Here is an 18,534-nt window from a genome sequence, read left to right on the forward strand (position 1 = left end):
TTAGAGGCGTTTGACCACCACGCAGCCGATCGAGTAGCCGGCGCCGAAGGAGCAGATGACGCCCAGTTCGCCCGCTGCCATGTCGTCGGAATGCTTGTGGAAGGCGATGATCGAGCCGGCCGACGAGGTGTTGGCGTATTCGTCCAGGATCACCGGCGCTTCGCCCGGCTCGGCGTCGCGGCCCAGCACCAGGCGGCTGATCAGCAGGTTCATGTTCAGATTGGCCTGGTGCAGCCAGAAACGCTTGACCTGCGGCACTTCCAGGCCGGCGTGGGCGACGGTGTCCTTAATCATTTCGGCCGCCATCGGGCAAACGTCCTTGAACACCTTGCGGCCCTGCTGGCGGAACAGCTTGTCCGGCTGGCCGATGCCGGCTTCGTCGAAGCGGTTGAGGAAGCCGAAGTTGTTGCGGATGTTGTTGGAGAAGCTGGTCTTCAGCTTGGTATCCAGGATTTCCCAGCGGTGCGAACCTTTGGCCGTGTCGGCCGCTTCGATCACCATCGCCGTGCAGGCGTCGCCGAAGATGAAGTGGCTGTCGCGGTCGCGCCAGTTCAGGTGGCCCGAGGTGATTTCCGGATTCAGCACCAGCACCGCGCGCGCCTGGCCGCTCTGCACCGCCGCCACCGCCTGCTGGATGCCGAAGGTGGCCGACGAGCAGGCCACGTTCATGTCGAAGCCGTAGCCGTCGATGCCCAGCGCGCCTTGCACCTCGACCGCCATGGCCGGGTAGCCGCGCTGCATATTGGAGCAGGCCACCAGCACCATATCGATGTCGGCGGCGGTGCGGCCGGCGCGGTCCAGCGCCTGGTGGGCGGCGGCCACGCAGATTTCCGCCTGCAGCGACAGTTCCTCGTCGGCGCGCTCGGGAATGTGCGAGACCATGCGCTTGGGATCGAGAATGCCGGCTTTTTCCATCACATAGCGGGCCTTGATGCCGGAGGCTTTTTCGATGAAGGCCACGCTGGACGGTTCCAGCGCCGTCACCGTGCCGTCCGCAATCGCGGCGGCGTTGTCGGCGTTGAACTGTTCGACATAGGTGTTGAAGCAGATCACCAGCTCTTCGTTGCTGATCGACTGCGCTGGCGTGAAGAGCCCGGTACCGCTGATGACGGCTTGTTTCATGATTAAACTTTCAAATTAAGCAATGGCAGATGCCAATAATGAGGCAAATTCTACACAATGCCTGCAGGTTCGGCGCAAATAAAAGCGGCGCCCTTGAGGCGCCGCCGAGTTCGCTACAACAGACCGCTTATTTTTTGCTAGCGGCGCTATCCACCGACACCACCGTGGTCCCCTGTTTGGCGAGCTGAACCGGCAAGCCCTTCAGGTGATTCAGCGCCTGCTGCAACTGGAAATCGTCGCCGCTACCGTATTCCAGCGGCTTGCGTTTCTTCTCCAGCGCGACGATGCGCAGCTGTTCTTCCAGCTCGTCGCGCTTGCCCTTGGCGCCTTCGGTTTCCTTGTCGTTGACCAGGTGCTTGTCGAGGTCGGCTTCGCGGGTGCGCAGCGCGTTGAGGCCGTCGCCGTCGGCGTTTTCATCCACCGCCACGTCCGGCGTGATGCCCTTGGCCTGGATCGAGCGGCCGTTCGGCGTGTAGTAGCGCGCCGTGGTCAGCTTGACGGCCGTGTCGGCCGTCAGCTGGCGGATGGTCTGCACCGAACCCTTGCCGAAGGTCTGCGAACCGATGATGTCGGCCCGTTTGTAATCCTGCAAGGCCCCGGCGACGATTTCCGAGGCCGAAGCGGAACCGGTATTGACCAGCACCACCATCGGCACTTTCTTCAGTGCGGCCGGCAGCTTGGCCAGCGCGTCGTTCTCGCCGCGCAGTTCGTAGTATTCAGGACGGCCGTAGAAAATCTGTTTCTGATCCGGCAACTGGCCGTTGGTCGATACAATCGGCGAATCCTTCGGCAGGAAGGCGGCGGCGACGCCGATCGCGCCTTGCAGCACGCCACCCGGATCGTTGCGCAGGTCCAGCACCAGGCCCTTGATGTTGGGGTCCTGCTTGTACAGTTCGAGGATCTTGGCGGCCATGTCGTCCACGGTCGGCTCCTGGAACTGCGAGATGCGCACCCAGGCATAGCCCGGCTCGACCAGCTTGCCCTTGACGCTCTTCTGGTGGATTTCCTCGCGCGTGATGTTGAACACCAGCGGCTCGGCCTCGTCCTTGCGCAGGATGGTCATGCTGACCTTGCTACCCGGCTCGCCACGCATCTTCTTGACCGACTCGTCCAGCGACATGCCCTTGACCTGCATATTGTCGAGACGACTGATCAGGTCGCCCGGCTTGATGCCGGCGCGCCAGGCCGGCGAATCCTCGATCGGCGCGACGATCTTGATATAGCCGTCCTCGCTCTGGCCGATTTCGATGCCGAGGCCGACGAACTTGCCCTGCGATCCTTCCCGCAGTTCGGCATAGGCTTTTTTATCCAGGTAGGCGGAGTGCGGGTCGAGCGAGGCGACCATGCCGGAGATGGCTTCGGTCAGCAGTTTCTTGTCTTCGACCGGCTCGACGTAGTCGGACTTGATCAGGCCGAAGACATCGGCCAGCTGGCGCAGCTCTTCCAGCGGCAACGGCGGGTCCACCGGCTTTTGCGCCATGGCGGAAAATTGCAGCGAAATGGCGACGCCGGCGACTACGCCCAGGCCGACCAGACCGGAATTCTTTAATTTCTTGCCCATGTTTCACCTGTCCTGAATCGCCGCGGCGAATTTGCGGCGGCTGAATTGAGTATAAACCTGATTCCCAGCAAACGTTCTAGCCGTCACGAAATGATTTATACCTTTACGGCGTTTTACAACGCTTGTTATTGACTTTGAAAGCGCACCAACGCCGGCCTGGTGTAGGGTCATGTTGACACTTTTGTGTACAGTGTATCCCCCGCGTTGACGACGGTAAGTAATTGTAAGAACCCCTGAAACACCCAATTTCGCGGCCTAAACTGGGCTCGTATTTCTCTCTACCCTGAAGTGGTTTTTCGCCAGCGCCCCAAGCGCTGGCTTTTTTTTATCTACGGAGCCTCCATGCGATTTCTGTCACGTCCATCCTCATCCGTTCTGCGCCGCCTCAGTGCAGCGCTGGCCTTGTCGGCCCTGTTGTCGCCGGCGTTTGCGTTGCCGGTGATGGAGATGCGCGCCGAGGATTACCTGCCGATGGCCGCAGAATTGAAGAAGTCGCTGAGCCTGAATACCAATCAGCAAACATTGTGGTCGCAGACCGAGTCCAAGACCCGCAACCTGCTGCGCGAACGCAAGGCCCGCCGCGAGCGCCTGCAGGCCGCCACGCTGGCCGCCGCTCAGGGCGCCAATGTCGAGCTGCGCGATGTGGCCAAGGCCATCGACGACGAAACCAACCTCAGCACCGCCGAAGAGAAACAGCTGCGCGAATGGTGGCTGACGGTCAATGATGCTTTGTCGGAAAGCCAGCGTCAGGCGGTGGTGCAGATGCTGAGCGAACAATTGCAGCGCGTGCCGGACAGCGGCAGCGCGCCGCGTCCGGAGCGCAAGGAAGAGGGCGGCGAACACCGTGGCGGCAAGGGCCGCGGGGGCATGGGCGGCGGAGGCGTCGGTGTGGGCGCCGGCGGCGTCAACGTCAACCTGCCGGGCGTGGGCGTGGGCGGATAAGGGATACCCTTAGAAAAAAGTGTTGTTGCTACTGTATCGTAAAGTAAAAAGCCTCCGGCAAGCTCTTTTGCCGGCTGGCATGACGGTAGAATTCTTCGCAAGAATTCCACCTGACAGAGTACATGAGCAAATTACTACCCCTCGCCTGGCTGGCCATGCTGGGCGCGGCAGACGCATGCGCGCAAACCCAGACCGATAGCGCAGCGCAGCAGGCGGCACAGCCGGCCGTCAAGGCCGCAGCCGACAAGTCCGCGACCGACAAATCCGCAGCCGACAAGCAGATGCAGCAGGTCACCATCAGCGGTGGCCGCGCCAGCGATATGGACGAGCGCCGCAACTCGGTGGCCGGCAAGCAGATCTTCGGCCGCGAGGAACTGGACCGCAACGGCGACAGCAATCTCGGCGACGTGCTCAAGCGCCTGCCCGGCGTCACGCTCGGCGGCCGTCCGGGCCGTGGCGGCGACGTGCGCATGCGCGGCATGGGCAGCGGCTACACGCAGATCCTGGTCAACGGCGAACGGCCGCCGGCCGGCTTTTCGATGGAATCGCTGGCGCCGGACCAGGTGGAGCGGGTCGAGATCATGCGCGGCCCGGTGGCCGAACACAGCACGCGGGCCATCGCCGGCACCATCAACATCATCCTGCGCGACGGCTATCAGCAGCGCGACAACCAGCTCAAGCTGACCGACTCGATCGAGCAAGGCCGCCACTCGCCGAACGTGTCGCTGACCGTGCCAGGCAAGGTCGGCAGCCTGACCTGGCTGCTGACCGGCTCGCTGTTTGAAAACCGCCAGCACGACCAGACTGAAACCCACAACCTCGACACCCGCGCCGACAACGTGGTGGTCAAGGACGAGAACGTGCTCGACGAGACCCGGCGCGAGACGCGCGGCCTGTTCCTGACGCCGCGCCTGTCGTATAAATTCGACGGCGGCGATACGCTGAACTTCCAGCCGTTCCTGATGGTCAACCGCAGCGACAGCAAGGCCCGCAGCGACCTGACGCAGAATCCCGGCCTGGTGCCGCCCGGCTTGCTGCTGCCGCCGGAATACAACCTGGCGCTGACCGACGGCCATACCGAATCGACCTTCCTGCGCGGCTTCGGCAACTGGGTGCACAAGCTGCAAGGGGCGGCCAAGCTGGACGTCAAGTTCGGCTTCGGCGCCGGCCACAGCGACAACGATTCGCTGCGCTACCAGTACGACAACAGCGGCGCGCTGCTGGATCGCTTCACCGACACCGCCACCGTGCGCGACCGCAGCGCCAGCACCGGCGGCAAGTACAGCACGCCGCTGGGCCGCGAACACTCGCTGGCGGCCGGCTGGGATGTGGAACTGGGCCACCGCGAAGAAACCAAGACCTCGCTCGACAAGGACGGCGTGCCGCAGTTTGCCGATTCCGGCGACAACCTGACCGCCGACACCCGCCGCGTGGCGGTGTTCGTGCAGGACGAGTGGGATATCTCCGCGCAATGGTCGGGCTATGCCGGCGTGCGCTGGGAAGGCATCCGCACTTCCAGCAGCGGCGCCAGCACGGGCGATGTCAGCAACACCAGCAGCGTGCTGAGCCCGCTGCTGCACGCGGTCTACCGCATTCCCGGCCACGACAAGGACCAGATCCGCGCCAGCCTGACCAAGAGCTACAAGGCGGCCAATATCCAGGACCTGATCGCGCTGCCGTCGCTGTCGCGCCTGAACAGCGCGACGCGTCCCGACCGCACCGGCAATCCGAATCTGAAACCGGAACTGGCTACCGGTCTGGATCTGGCCTACGAGCATTACCTGGGCCGCGCCGGCATCCTCAGCGCCAGCGGTTTCATCCGCAATATCGACGACCTGATCCGGCGCGATATCGCGCTGGAAACCACCAGCACCGGCCCGCGCTGGGTATCGACGCCGCGCAATATCGGCAGCGCGCGCAGCACCGGCATCGAGCTGGAAGCCAAATTCCAGCTGCAGGAGCTGATGGCGGATGCGCCGGCCATCGATTTCCGCACCAACTACAGCCGCTTCTGGTCCAGCGTCGACGATATTCCCGGTCCCAACAACCGCCTCGACGCGCAGCCCAAGCAGACCGCCAACCTCGGCCTCGACTACCGCATGAAGGACTTGCCGCTGACCCTGGGCGGCAGCCTCAACTGGACGCCGGAGACGCTGATCCAGAGCAGCCTGTCGCAGCTGGTTTACACTAGCCGCAAGCGCTCGTTCGACGCCTATGGTTTGTGGCGCTTCAACGCCAGCAACCAGTTGCGCATCTCCGCCAACAACCTGGTGGCGGAAGACGCGATCGGCGCCAATACCGTGAGCACCAACGGCCTGACACAATTGGCCAATACGATCAACCAGACGTACGTCGTCTGGAGCGTCAAATATGAAATGAAGTTCTAACCGTAAGGACCTGCTGTGAAAAAACGACTTCTGCTGACCACGCTGACACTGAGCCTGATGACTGCCTTCGGCGCCGCCACCGCTGCCGATACGGCCGCGCCGATCTCCGGCATCGACATCCCCAACATGGACACCAGCGTGCGTCCGCAAGACGATTTCTTCACCTACCTCAACGGCAGCTGGCTGAAGACCACCGAGATCCCGTCCGACAAATCGAGCTGGGGCACCTTCGCCAAGCTGCGCGACGACACGCTGCCGCAGCTGCGCGGCCTGATCGAAAAAGCCGGCGCCGAAAAAGCCAAGAGCGGCACCGAGCCGCAGAAGATCGCCGACCTGTACGCCAGCTACATGGATGAAGCCAAGCTGAACGATCTGGGCATCCGTCCGCTCAGCGGCGAACTGAACCACATCCGCGCGCTGAAGGACAAGAAAGGCCTGCCGATCCTGATCGCCCACCTGGCGCAGATCGGCATCACCACGCCGTACGGCGTCGGCGTGCGCCAGGATGCGCGCGAGTCGACCAGGTACGCGGTCTACGTCGGTCAGAGCGGCCTGGGCCTGCCGGACCGCGACTACTACCTGAAAAAAGACGACGCCAAGCTGGCCAACGCCCTGGCCAAGTATGAGCTCTACATCGCCAGGGTGCTGGGTCTGTCGGGCGACCACAACGCCACCGCCGATGCCAAAAAAATCGTCGCGCTGGAAACCGCGCTGGCCGAAGCGCAATGGACCAAGGTGGCAAACCGCGATCCGGTCAAGCGCTACAACAAGATGCCGATCAAGCAGCTGGCCGAACTGGCGCCAGGCTACGACTGGGGCCACGCGCTGGCTGCGGCCGGCGTGGCCAACAAGACCGACTATGTGATCGTCAACCAGCCGAGCTTCCTGACCGGCTTTGGCGCGCTGCTGGAAAAGACCGACCTGGCCACCTGGAAAGCTTACCTGGAATGGCAGCTGCTGCGTGAAACATCGCCGTTCCTGTCGAAGGAATTCGCCGACGCCCACTTCGATTTCTACAGCACCGTGCTGACCGGCGTGGCTGTCAAGCCGCCGCGCTGGAAAACCGGCGTCAGCCTGGTCGAAGGCAGCCTGGGCGAAGCGCTGGGCAAGCTGTACGTGGCCGAGTACTTCCCGCCTGAGCGCAAGGCGCGCATGGACCAGCTGGTCAAGAAAGTGCTGGCCGCCTACAAAACCTCGATCGATAATCTGGACTGGATGAGCCCGGCGACCAAGCTGGAAGCGCAAGCCAAGCTGGCCAAGTTTACGCCGAAGATCGGCTACCCGGACAAATGGCGCGACTACTCGACGCTGGTGATCATCAAGGGCGACCTGGTGGGCAACGTGCTGCGCACGGCCAACTACCGCCACCAGCGCATGATCGCCAAGCTGGGCAAGCCGGTCGACCGCGACGAGTGGGGCATGACGCCGCAAACCATCAACGCCTATTACAACTCGACCATGAACGAGATCGTGTTCCCGGCCGCGATTTTGCAACCGCCGTTCTTTGACGCGCGCGCGGACGATGCGGTCAACTACGGCGCCATCGGCGCGGTGATCGGCCACGAGATCAGCCATGGCTTCGACGACGGCGGCAGCCAGTCCGATGGCGACGGCAACCTGCGCGACTGGTGGACCAAGGAAGACCGCGCCAACTTCAAGGCCAAGACCGACGCGCTGATCAAGCAGTACAACGGCTACAGCCCGCTGCCAGGTTATAACGTCAACGGCGCGCTGACGCTGGGCGAGAACATCGCCGACAACAGCGGCATGGCGATCGCCTACAAGGCCTACAAGATGTCGCTGGACGGCAAACCGGCGCCGGTGATCGACGGCTTTACCGGCGACCAGCGCTTCTACATGGGCTTTGGCCAAGTGTGGCGCGTGAAGATGCGCGAAGACCAGCAGATCCTGCAAATCAAGACAGACCCGCATTCGCCGGGCCAGTTCCGCGCCAACGGACCGGTGGTCAACCAGCCGGGCTTCTACGACGCGTTTGGCGTCAAGCCGGGCGACAAGCTGTATGTTGCGCCGGAACAGCGCATCATCATCTGGTAATCGTTTATTCATAGCAAAAAAGCCACCCTGCGTGGCTTTTTTGTTATTGTTTTGGATCTTAGGGAGAGCGTAACAATGAAAAAATATCTGCTTAGCACGTTGATGCTGGCGCTGCTGGCCTCGGCCGGCGTACAGGCACAACAAAAAACCTCGGGCGTCGACCTCGCCAACATCGATCCATCGGTGCGGCCGCAGGATAACTTCTTCCTCAACCTGAACGGCAAGTGGCTGGCCAAGACCGAGATCCCGGCCGACAAGTCGAGCTGGGGTTCGTTCGAAAAGCTGGACGATGATACCAAGCCGCAGCTGCGCGCGCTGATCGAAGCGGCCGCCGCTACGCCGGACAAGCAGGCCGGCACCGAAGCCCAGCGCATCGGCGATTTCTTCGCCAGCTACATGGACGAAGCCAAGCTGGAGCAGCTGCGCCTGGCGCCGCTGAAGGCCGACTTCGACCGCGTGGCCGCACTGAGCGACAAGAAGCAGATCCCGGCGCTGATCGCTCACTTCAACCGCAACGGCTACACCGCGCCATACGGCTTCGGCATCCATCAGGACAACAAGGATTCCACCAAGTACGTGGCCGACCTGGGCCAAGACGGCCTGAGCCTGCCGGACCGCGATTACTACCTGAAAAAATCGGACAAGAAACTGGCCGACACGCTGGTCAAGTATGAACAGCACGTGGCCAAGATGCTGACGCTGGCCGGCAACCCCAACGGCGCGGCCGACGCCAAGGCCATCGTGGCGCTGGAAACCGAGATCGCCAAGCTGCAGTGGACCAAGGTCGAGCTGCGCGATCCGGTCAAGGCCTACAACAAGGTGCCGCTGGATAAGCTGTCCAAGCTGGCGCCGGGTTACGACTGGACCACCTGGCTGAACGACACCGGCATCGGCGGCAAGGTCGATTACGTCATCGTCAGCCAGCCGAGCTTCATCACCGGCTTCAACAAGCTGCTGAACAAGACGCCATTGAGCACCTGGAAAACCTATTTCCAGTGGCAGGTGCTGCACGCCAACGCGCCGTACCTGGCCAAGGATTTCGCGCTGGAGAATTTCGCCTTCTACGGCAAGGTGCTGAGCGGTATCGATGAGCAGCAGCCGCGCTGGAAACGCGGCGTCAACGCCACCGACGGCGCGCTCGGCGAGGCGCTCGGCAAGATGTACGTCGAGCAGCACTTCCCGGCCGAGCGCAAGGCGCGCATGGAACAGCTGGTGAAGAACCTGCTGGCCGCGTTCAAGGAAAGCATCAACACGCTGGACTGGATGAGCCCCGAGACCAAGCTGCAGGCGCAGGCCAAGCTGGCCAAGTTCACCACCAAGATCGGCTATCCGAACAAGTGGCGCGACTATTCCAAGCTGACGGTGGTCAAGGACGACCTGGCCGGCAACGTGCGCCGTTCACATGTGTTTGAGTACGACAAGGAAGTGGCCAAGCTGGGCAAGCCGATCGACCGCGACGAGTGGGGCATGACGCCGCAAACCGTCAACGCGTACTACAACCCGGAGCTGAACGAGATCGTGTTCCCGGCCGTGATCCTGCAGCCGCCATTCTTTGATGCGGACGCCGACGACGCGGTCAACTACGGCGCCATCGGCGCGGTGATCGGCCACGAGATCAGCCACGGCTTCGACGACCAGGGGGCACAGTACGACGGCGATGGCAATCTGCGCGACTGGTGGACCAAGGCCGACCACAAGAACTTCGCCGCCAAGACCAGGATGCTGGTCAAGCAGTACAACGGCTTCAGTCCGGTAAAGGGCTACTTCGTCAACGGCGAATTGACCTTGGGTGAAAACATCGCCGACAACAGCGGCGCCGCCATTGCCTACAAGGCTTACCTGATTTCGCTGGGCGGCAAACCGGCGCCGGTGATCGACGGCCTGACCGGCGAGCAGCGCTTCTACATGGGCTTCGGCCAGGTGTGGCGCAGCAAGATCCGCGACGCGCAGCAAATCGTCTATCTGAAAACCGATCCGCACTCGCCGGATCAGTTCCGCGCCAATGGCACGGTGCGCAACCAGCCGGGCTTCTACGAAGCCTTTGGCGTCAAGCCGGGCGACAAGATGTACCTGGCGCCCAAGGATCGCGTCATCATGTGGTGATGTGATATAAACGCAGCGTAGCAAGTGGTACTGCGCCCATGTGAGCAATGGGCCTTTCATTTAAATCTAGAAGGAAAACTCGTGAAACGTCATCTCGTAAGTGCATTGATGCTGAGCCTGATCGCAGGCCTGGCAGGCGCCGCGGACACTGCCAAAAGCACTGCTCCGGTCAGCGCTAAAGAAAGCAAGAAACCCGTCTCCGGCATCGCCACCGAATACATCGATCCGGCCGTGCGCGTGCAGGACGACCTGTTCACGCACATGAACGGCAAGTGGCTGGCGACGACCGAAATCCCGGCCGACAAATCGAGCTGGGGCAGCTTTGCCAAACTGAACGATGACATCCAGCCGCAGCTGCGCGCGATTATCGAAGGCGCCGCCGGCAACAAGGCGGGCGGTGCGGAAGCGCAACGCATCGGCGACTTCTACGCCAGCTTCATGGATGAAGCCAAGCTGGAACAACTGGGCCTGAAACCGCTGAACGCGGAACTGGCCAAGGTCGTGGCACTGAGCGACAAGAAACAGGTGCCGGCGCTGATCGCCCACTTCAACCAGATCGGCGTGAGCGCGCCGTACGGCTACAGCATCCACCAGGACAACAAGGATTCGACCAAATACGTGGCCGACATCTCGCAGGACGGCCTGGGCCTGCCGGACCGCGACTACTACCTTAAAGCCGACGACAAGAAACTGGCCGACATCCTGGCCAAGTACGAACTGCACGTGGGTAAAATGCTGACGCTGGCGGGCGACGCCCATGGCGCCACCACCGCCCACGCCATCGTCGAGTTTGAAAAACAGCTGGCGCAACTGCAATGGACCAAGGTCGAGCTGCGCGACCCGATCAAGGCCTACAACAAGGTCGACATCGCCAAGCTGAGCGAGGTCGCTCCGGGCTACGACTGGAACGCCTACCTGACCGACGCCGGCGTTGCCGGCAAGGTCAGCTACGTGATCGTCAGCCAGCCGAGCTACCTGAAAGGCATGACCGCGCTGCTGGACAGCACGCCGCTGGACACGCTGAAGGCCTACTTCCAATGGCATCTGCTGCGTTCCAACGCGGCTTACCTGAACAAAGCCTTCGTCGACGAAAGCTTCTCCTTCTACGGCACCGTGCTGAGCGGCGTGACCGAGCAGCGTCCACGCTGGAAACGCGGCGTGTCCGTGACCCAGAGTGCGCTGGGCGAAGCGGTCGGCAAACTGTACGTGGATCAGTATTTCCCGGCCGAGCGCAAGGCGCGCATGGAAGAGCTGGTGAAGAACCTGCTGGCGACCTACAAGACCAGCATCGACAAGCTGGACTGGATGACCCCGGCCACCAAGAAGCAGGCGCAAGCCAAGCTGGCCAAGTTCACCTACAAGATCGGCTACCCGAACAAATGGCGCGACTACAGCGCGCTGACGATCAGCAAGGATGACCTGGTGGGCAACGTGCTGCGCTCGCGTCAGTTCGACTACAACAAGGAACTGAACAAGCTGGGCAAACCGATCGACCGCGACGAGTGGGGCATGACGCCGCAGACCGTCAACGCCTACTACAACCCGGAGATGAATGAAATCGTGTTCCCGGCAGCGATCCTGCAGGCGCCGTTCTTCAACGCCGACGCGGATGACGCGGTCAACTACGGCGCCATCGGCGGCGTGATCGGCCACGAAATCAGCCACGGCTTCGACGACCAGGGCGCCCAGTACGACGGTGACGGCAACCTGCGCGACTGGTGGACCGCCGCCGACCACAAGGCGTTCGCCGCCAAGACCAAGATGCTGGTCGACCAGTACGACCAGTTCAGCCCGCTGCCTGGCTACCACGTCAACGGCCAGCTGACCCTGGGCGAGAACATCGCCGACAACAGCGGCGTGGCGATCGCCTACAAGGCTTACAAGCTGTCGCTGCACGGCAAGAAGCCGCCAGTCATCGACGGCCTGACCGGCGACCAGCGCTTCTACATGGGCTTTGCGCAGGTATGGCGCCTGAAGATGCGTGAAGCGGCGCAGATCCAGCAGATCAAGACCGATCCGCACTCGCCAGGCCAGTTCCGCGCCAACGGCCCGATGCGCAACCAGCCGGGCTTCTACGACGCCTTCGGCGTCAAGCCAGGCGACAAGATGTACCTGGCGCCAAAAGACCGCGTGATCATGTGGTAATGAGGTAAATAAGGGCCGCAGCGATGCGGCCTTTTTTCATTTCAGAGTAAACTAGCGGCTTCCGATGTTAAGAAGCTGATTGCCATGCGCCTGCGTTACACCCTTCCTCTTGTCCTGCCGCTGCTACTGAGTGCCTGCGGCGATTCCTTTACGCCGGTGGATGTTTACATGGCCCAGACGCCGGAGTGCAAGGACTGGCAGGACGGCTCGCGCTTCGAGCTGCCGCGCGGGATCAGCGTGTCGACCACGCCGCCGGTGACGCTGCCCGATGGCGGCGCCGAGTTCACCTTCGTCTATCTGGTGCCGCGCGGCGAGCGCGCGCTGTTCCTGACCCGCGACTTCAACGTCACCCAGCCCAAGGGGCCGGTGCTGGCCAAGGCCAAACTGGTGACCTTTTACCAGCGCACCACCAACTCCGCGCCGGAAATCGTCGAGGCGATCCCCAAGGTGCCGGATATGCTGATCGCCGGCGCCACTGGCGAGGAAACCATCTGGCGCGTGCGCCTGCGCGTGACCGAGAAGCTGCCGGAACGTTTCGACGTGGTGCCGCCGGCGTTCGAGATCGCGCTGCATAAGTATCCTATGCGCACCTTCACCTACCGCTACTTCCCGGAGCGCAAAGCCTACGGCTTGTGCCGCTAATAAAAAAACCGGCCGTCAAGGCCGGTTGTTGGTTGGCGCGCTGACGCCGTTTATTTTGCCGGCGCCGGGGCCGCTGGTTCAGTTGCCGGCGCCGCTGGTGCGGATGCTGCTGCTGCGGCGGCGGCCGGTGCGGCCGGCACTTCTGGTTCCTTGAACTTGGCGCCGCCATGGTTGGCCATGTAAACCACCGCGCGCGCCACTTCCACGTCGTCCAGATCAGGATTGCCACCTTTGGCCGGCATCGCGCGCAAGCCTTCCAGCGCGTGCTTGAGGACGGTGTCGTAACCCTGGGCGATGCGCGCGCTCCAAGCGCCGCTGTCGCCGAACTTCGGCGCCCCGGCAACGCCGGCGCCGTGGCAGGCCGCGCAGGTGGCAGTGTAGACCGCCTCGCCGGACTGCAGCACTTTCGGGCCGCTGGCGTCTTTCAGCGTGTAGCCCTCGTTGGCCACCGGCGCAATGCGCGCGGCCACTTCTTCCGGCGCCTGGCTGTTGGAGCCGGCGCCGGTGAGCTTGGTGGTGGTGACATATTGGACCAGCAGAATGATGCCGATGATCGTGACCGCGAAGAAGCCGACCACAGCGCCAACCAGCTGTTTCGGGGTACGGATGAGGGATTCGTGTTCGTTGTGTGCGTCGCTCATGATTTCCTTAAGAGACTAATTTCAGCCGGGGTGGCGCGAGAGTGAATCAGCGGCTACCTTGTAAAAAACTTCACCAAACGGCTGATTATAGACACAAGAATGCCGCGAAGGAAACGCAAACATAAGCAAAAGAACATTGCCCCATGGACGGCTGCCAATAAAAACGGTATCCTACGGCACGCGTTCGCGTATCCCTCGTCGCGGCTGTAGCTCAGTGGATAGAGTATTGGCCTCCGAAGCCAAGGGTCGCTGGTTCGATTCCAGCCAGCCGCACCAAGTTTTCCCAGTAAAATCAATTGCTTAGCAGTCACATGGCGATGCGCTGTCGTTTCCGCCAACGCTAGGCTTGGCACAATCGCTGCGCCAATTTGTTTCATTCGCCGATAGTTGTATTGTGCCACCGCAGCAATTGCCTTTGCGGTGATGCCCGCACAACCCAGCCGAGCGCTCTTTTTGCCAACGTTTTACTGCCTATTTAGGACGAAAATCTTTCGTTGGTTTTTGATGTGCATCAAAAATCCGTCCAATTGATTTGCACTCCCGTCGCTATATCAACCACACGCTTGGCGTCCTCGCGTTGACATCAAAGATTTTCCGGTGCTATAGTTTCGTCAATAAGTGGAAACGATTCCATTTATTTCATAAATAAACAAACGGAGACGGGCGGACGACGATCTGCCTGCGCGAGGAGACACATTCATGACTGCAAGCCCCGCTTTGCCGGGCGATGGACAACTGCGCCCATCGTCTTTGAAATCCCTCTTTAAAATCATGCTGTTAGGCGCGCTCGGTGCAGCGTTGCACGGGTCCGCGCAGGCGCAAACCGTGCAGGCCTGGATCACCACCGGCGACCAGACCCAGCTGCTGGCGCGCGGCGCCGACAGCCGTTTCCACGGCGGCGCCACTGCCGCTACCATCATTGAAGTCGACCCCAGGCAGCGCTTTCAGGAAATGGTCGGTTTCGGCGCCGCCATCACCGATGCGTCGGCCTGGCTGATCCAGAACAAGCTGAACCCGCAGCAGCGCGCCGACCTGCTCAACGAACTGTTCGGCCGGTCGCCGGGTGCTAATTTCAGCTTCACGCGGCTGACCATCGGCGCTTCTGATTTTTCCCGCAGCCATTACAGCTTTGACGATATGCCGCCGGGCCAGACCGATCCGACCCTGCAGCATTTTTCCATCGCCCCCAACCGCGCCGATGTGCTGCCGGTCACCAAGGCGGCGCTGGCCATCAATCCCAGGCTGCGCGTGATGGCCTCGCCATGGAGCGCGCCGGGCTGGATGAAGTCGACCGACAGCCTGATCCAGGGCACGCTGAAGCCGGAAGCCTTCGCGCCGTTCGCCGGCTATCTGTCGCGCTACATCAGCGCCTACGAAAAGGAAGGCGTGCCGATCTTCGCGCTGACCTTGCAGAACGAGCCGCACTTCGAGCCCAAGGATTATCCCGGCATGCGCGTCGATCCGGCCAAGCGCGCGGCTTTCATCGGCGGCTATCTCGGCCCGCTGCTGGCCAAGGACCATCCGCACACCAAAATCCTCGACTGGGACCACAACTGGGACGAGCCGTGGTCGCCGGCCGAGGTGCTGAAAGATCCGGTCGCCAACAAGTACGTGGCCGGCGTCGCCTGGCACTGCTATGGCGGCGACGTGCGCGTGCAGTCGGCACTGCACGACCGCTGGCCGGACAAGGAAACCTATTTCACCGAATGCTCGGGCGGCAAGTGGGCGCCGGTATGGTCGGACAATTTGCAGCACTTCGCCCGCACGCTGGTGATCGGCGCCACGCGCGGCTGGGCCAGGGGCGTGCTGCTGTGGAACCTTGCGCTGGATGAAAACGATGGCCCGTACCTGGGCGGCTGCAAGGAATGCCGCGGCGTGGTCACCATCGACAGCCGCGACGGCAAGATCACCCGCAACGAAGAGTATTACGCGCTGGCCCACGCCAGCCGCTTCGTGCGCCAGGGCGCGCGCCGCATCGCGTCCACCAGCGGCTACGACCAGCTCGACACGGTCGCCTTCCGCAACGCCGACGATGGTTCGCTGGCGCTGCTGGTGGTGAATTCGGCCAGGGCGCCACGCCAGTTCGCGGTGCGCATCGGCCAGCGCAGTTTCGATTACACCTTGCCGGCTGCCAGTGTGGCCACCTTCACCTGGAAATAAAACGATAAAAGGGAGACGAAAAATGAAGGCCAAGATGACACCCATCGCTGCCGCCTGCGCCGCACTGGCTTTTGCCGCCAGTCCAGCCATGGCGCAACAGCAAACCGCCGCACCCAAGGCCGACAAGACCGACGACGGCGCGGTGCAGGAAGTGGTCGTGACCGGGATCCGCCGCAGCATCGAGACTTCGATGGCGATCAAGCGCGATGCCGACGCCATTGTGGAGGCGGTGACGGCGGAAGACATCGGCAAGCTGCCGGACGTCTCGATCGCCGAGTCGATCGCCCGCCTGGCCGGCCTGACCGCGCAGCGCGTCGAAGGCCGTGCGCAGTCGATATCGATTCGCGGCCTGGCGCCGGACTTTTCCACCACGCTGCTGAACGGCCGCGAGCAAGTGTCCACCAGTAATAACCGCAGCGCCGAATTTGACCAGTATCCATCCGAACTGATCAACGGCGTGGTGGTGTATAAAACGCCGGATGCGTCGCTGGTGTCGGGCGGCCTGTCCGGCACCGTGGACCTGCAGACCGTGCGGCCGCTGGACGTCCGCCAGCGCACCTTGGTGCTGAATGCGCGCGGCGAGCACAATTCCAACGGCAAGCTCAACTCCAACACCTCGGCCAACGGCAACCGCGTGAGCGCGTCGTATGTCGACCAGTTCCTCAACAACACGCTGGGCATCGCGGTCGGCTACGCGCATCTGGATTCGCCGGGCCAGCAGCAGGAATACAAGTCGTGGTGGTGGGGCACCAATAAAAACCTGCCGGCCGACATGCAGAACGTGGTCACGCTGAACGGCGCCGAAGTCACCGCCTCTTCGCGCGAGCAAAAGCGCGATGGCCTGATGGCAGTGGTCGAATACCGTCCGTCGAAGGAATTCCGCACCACGCTGGACATGTACTATTCCGAGTTCAAGCAGAACACCACCATGCGCGGCCTGATGTGGAACTCCAACCAGGACAATCCGATCCGCTATCTGAATCCGCAGGTTGAAAACGTGGGCGGCACGCGCGTGCTGGTCGGCGGCGTGCTGACCAACCTGGAACCGATCGTGCGCAACGACTACAACCAGCGCAAGGACCAGCTCGGTGCGCTGGGCTGGAACAACACCTTCAAGAAAGATGGCTGGACGCTGGTCGGCGACCTGTCGTACTCGAACGCCAAGCGGCGCGAGGAAGTGCTGGAAACTTACGCCGGCCTCGGCCCTGCAGGGTCGAAAAATACCGACAACAATTTCCAGTTCCACATTCCCACCGCCGGCGGCTTGCCGACCTTCACCCCGAGCCTCAACTTCGCCGACCCCAGCATCATCAAGCTGACCGACGTTGGCGGCTGGGGCAAGGATGCGGACATGCACCATCCGGTGGTCGAAGACACGCTCAGTTCGGGCAAATTTTCGGTCAAGAAGGAGCTGGACGGCATGTTCCGCAGCCTGGAAGGCGGCCTCAACTACAGCAAGCGCGAGAAGACCCACGCCGACACCAATAACTACTGGTTCCTGAAGAACGGCCGCACACCGGCCACCGTCTCGTCCGACCTGTTGCAGCCGTCGACCTCGCTGTCGTTCGCCGGCATTCCCTCGGTGATGAGCTACGACGTGCTGGGCGTGCTGAACAAGTACTACGACAAGCAGCCGGCCCGCCCCAATGACCAGGCCTTGCAGGACTGGGGCGTGACCGAGAAGATCGCCACCGCCTACGCCAAGCTGGGCATCGACACCGACCTCGGCCCGATCCCGCTGCGCGGCGCGCTTGGCCTGCAGGCGGTCAATGTCGACCAGAAATCACGCGGCGCCACCGTCAACGCCGGCGTGCTGGGCACCATCAGCGGCGGCAAGAACTACACCGACTGGCTGCCGAGCCTGAACCTGAACTTCGATCTGGACCAATACCTGTCGACCACCAATCTGCGCCTGGGCCTGGCCAAGACCGTGGCGCGGCCGCAGATGTCCGATATGCGCGCCGGCATTTCCGGCGGCGTCGACGCCACCACCCGCATGTGGAACGGCAGCGGCGGCAATCCGGACCTGGAGCCATGGCGCGCCAATTCATATGACCTGTCGGTGGAGAAGTACATCGGCAAGCGCAGCTACATCGCCGGCGCGCTGTGGTACAAGAAGCTGCAGAGCTATATCTACAACCAGCAGACCGCGTTCAGCTTTGCCGGCTTCCCCAATCCGTCGGCGGTGATCCCGCTGCAGGACATCGGCACGTTGAACCGTCCGGCCAACGGCAACGGCGGCCAGGTCAAGGGCGTGGAACTGTCCGGCGCGCTGGATGCCGGCCTGCTGTGGGCGTCGCTTGAAGGGTTCGGCGTCACCGGCAGCATGTCCGGCACCGAGAGCTCGATCCATCCGAACGGTCCGGGCACCAAGGAGAAGCTGCCGGGCCTGTCCGGTGTGGTGTCCAACTTCACCGTCTACTACGAGAAGGATGGCTACTCGGCGCGCGCCAGCCGCCGCTACCGCTCGGCGTATCGCGGCGAGGTGACCGGTCTGTTTGCGCAGCGCGCCTTCAGCGAGATCCTGGCCGAGCGCCAGATCGACCTGCAGCTGGGCTACGCGATCGAGGAGGGCACCTACAAGGGACTGTCGTTCCTGTTCCAGGTGAATAACCTGAACAACTCGCCGTACCAGACGCGCCAGGGCGATCCGTTCTCAGGCGGCTCGTATGCACCGGAGCGCTATACCACCTATGGCCGTCAGTTCCTGCTGGGGCTGAACTACCGGCTGTAAGTACGCTAGCGAACACAGTCATTAGCTGTGCTGCCTGGGTCG

At 62.4% G+C, this 18,534-nt stretch carries 11 protein-coding genes and 1 tRNA gene; 9 read left to right on the forward strand and 3 right to left on the reverse strand.

What is annotated here, in order from left to right; all coding sequences use genetic code 11:
- Together GTP55_RS02030 and GTP55_RS02035 are read right to left on the reverse strand one after the other, a co-directional pair.
- Positions 1–1,122 (reverse strand): beta-ketoacyl-ACP synthase III, encoded by a 1,122-nt coding sequence (locus GTP55_RS02030; protein ID WP_161043305.1) that lies wholly within the window; start codon positions 1,120–1,122, stop codon positions 1–3.
- Positions 1,123–1,249: 127 nt separating this feature from the next.
- Positions 1,250–2,683: a S41 family peptidase gene (locus GTP55_RS02035; RefSeq protein WP_161043306.1), complete on the reverse strand. Its 1,434-nt coding sequence runs from the start codon at positions 2,681–2,683 to the stop codon at positions 1,250–1,252.
- Positions 2,684–3,025: 342 nt separating this feature from the next.
- On the opposite strand from GTP55_RS02035, the gene GTP55_RS02040 reads away from it, so the two are divergent.
- From GTP55_RS02040 to GTP55_RS02065, 6 genes are all read left to right on the forward strand, one after another.
- On the forward strand, positions 3,026–3,625 hold the full coding sequence (locus tag GTP55_RS02040; protein ID WP_161043307.1) for a hypothetical protein: 600 nt from the start codon (positions 3,026–3,028) through the stop codon (positions 3,623–3,625).
- A 122-nt stretch (positions 3,626–3,747) separates the two neighbouring features.
- Positions 3,748–6,012 (forward strand): TonB-dependent receptor plug domain-containing protein, encoded by a 2,265-nt coding sequence (locus tag GTP55_RS02045; RefSeq protein WP_161043308.1) that lies wholly within the window; start codon positions 3,748–3,750, stop codon positions 6,010–6,012.
- A 57-nt stretch (positions 6,013–6,069) separates the two neighbouring features.
- A complete protein-coding gene (locus GTP55_RS02050) occupies positions 6,070–8,067 on the forward strand; it encodes a M13 family metallopeptidase (RefSeq protein ID WP_161043411.1) in 1,998 nt (665 codons plus the stop codon).
- 75 nt (positions 8,068–8,142) lie between these two features.
- The gene (locus GTP55_RS02055; RefSeq protein ID WP_161043309.1) at positions 8,143–10,170 is read left to right on the forward strand and encodes a M13 family metallopeptidase; all 2,028 of its coding nucleotides are present in this window, start codon (positions 8,143–8,145) and stop codon (positions 10,168–10,170) included.
- Positions 10,171–10,278: 108 nt separating this feature from the next.
- On the forward strand, positions 10,279–12,315 hold the full coding sequence (locus GTP55_RS02060; RefSeq protein ID WP_202423482.1) for a M13 family metallopeptidase: 2,037 nt from the start codon (positions 10,279–10,281) through the stop codon (positions 12,313–12,315).
- Positions 12,316–12,399: 84 nt separating this feature from the next.
- Entirely contained in the window at positions 12,400–12,957 is a 558-nt protein-coding gene (locus GTP55_RS02065; protein ID WP_161043311.1) for a hypothetical protein, read from the forward strand.
- Between the two features lie 50 nt (positions 12,958–13,007).
- Here the strand turns inward: GTP55_RS02065 and GTP55_RS02070 are convergent, their stop codons facing one another.
- Positions 13,008–13,598, reverse strand: a complete 591-nt coding sequence (locus GTP55_RS02070) for a c-type cytochrome (RefSeq protein ID WP_161043312.1) — start codon at positions 13,596–13,598, stop codon at positions 13,008–13,010.
- A gap of 200 nt (positions 13,599–13,798) precedes the next feature.
- On the opposite strand from GTP55_RS02070, the gene GTP55_RS02075 reads away from it, so the two are divergent.
- The 3 genes from GTP55_RS02075 to GTP55_RS02085 all read left to right on the forward strand — a co-directional run bounded on the left by GTP55_RS02075 (position 13,799) and on the right by GTP55_RS02085 (position 18,492).
- A tRNA-Arg gene (locus GTP55_RS02075) sits at positions 13,799–13,874 on the forward strand.
- A 423-nt stretch (positions 13,875–14,297) separates the two neighbouring features.
- Positions 14,298–15,758 (forward strand): glycoside hydrolase family 30 protein, encoded by a 1,461-nt coding sequence (locus GTP55_RS02080; RefSeq protein WP_161043313.1) that lies wholly within the window; start codon positions 14,298–14,300, stop codon positions 15,756–15,758.
- Between the two features lie 22 nt (positions 15,759–15,780).
- Entirely contained in the window at positions 15,781–18,492 is a 2,712-nt protein-coding gene (locus GTP55_RS02085; RefSeq protein WP_161043314.1) for a TonB-dependent receptor, read from the forward strand.
- The last annotated feature ends 42 nt before the right edge of the window (positions 18,493–18,534 follow it).

The sequence above is a fragment of the Duganella margarita genome (genome assembly GCF_009857535.1).
GTDB lineage: Bacteria > Pseudomonadota > Gammaproteobacteria > Burkholderiales > Burkholderiaceae_D > Rugamonas > Rugamonas margarita.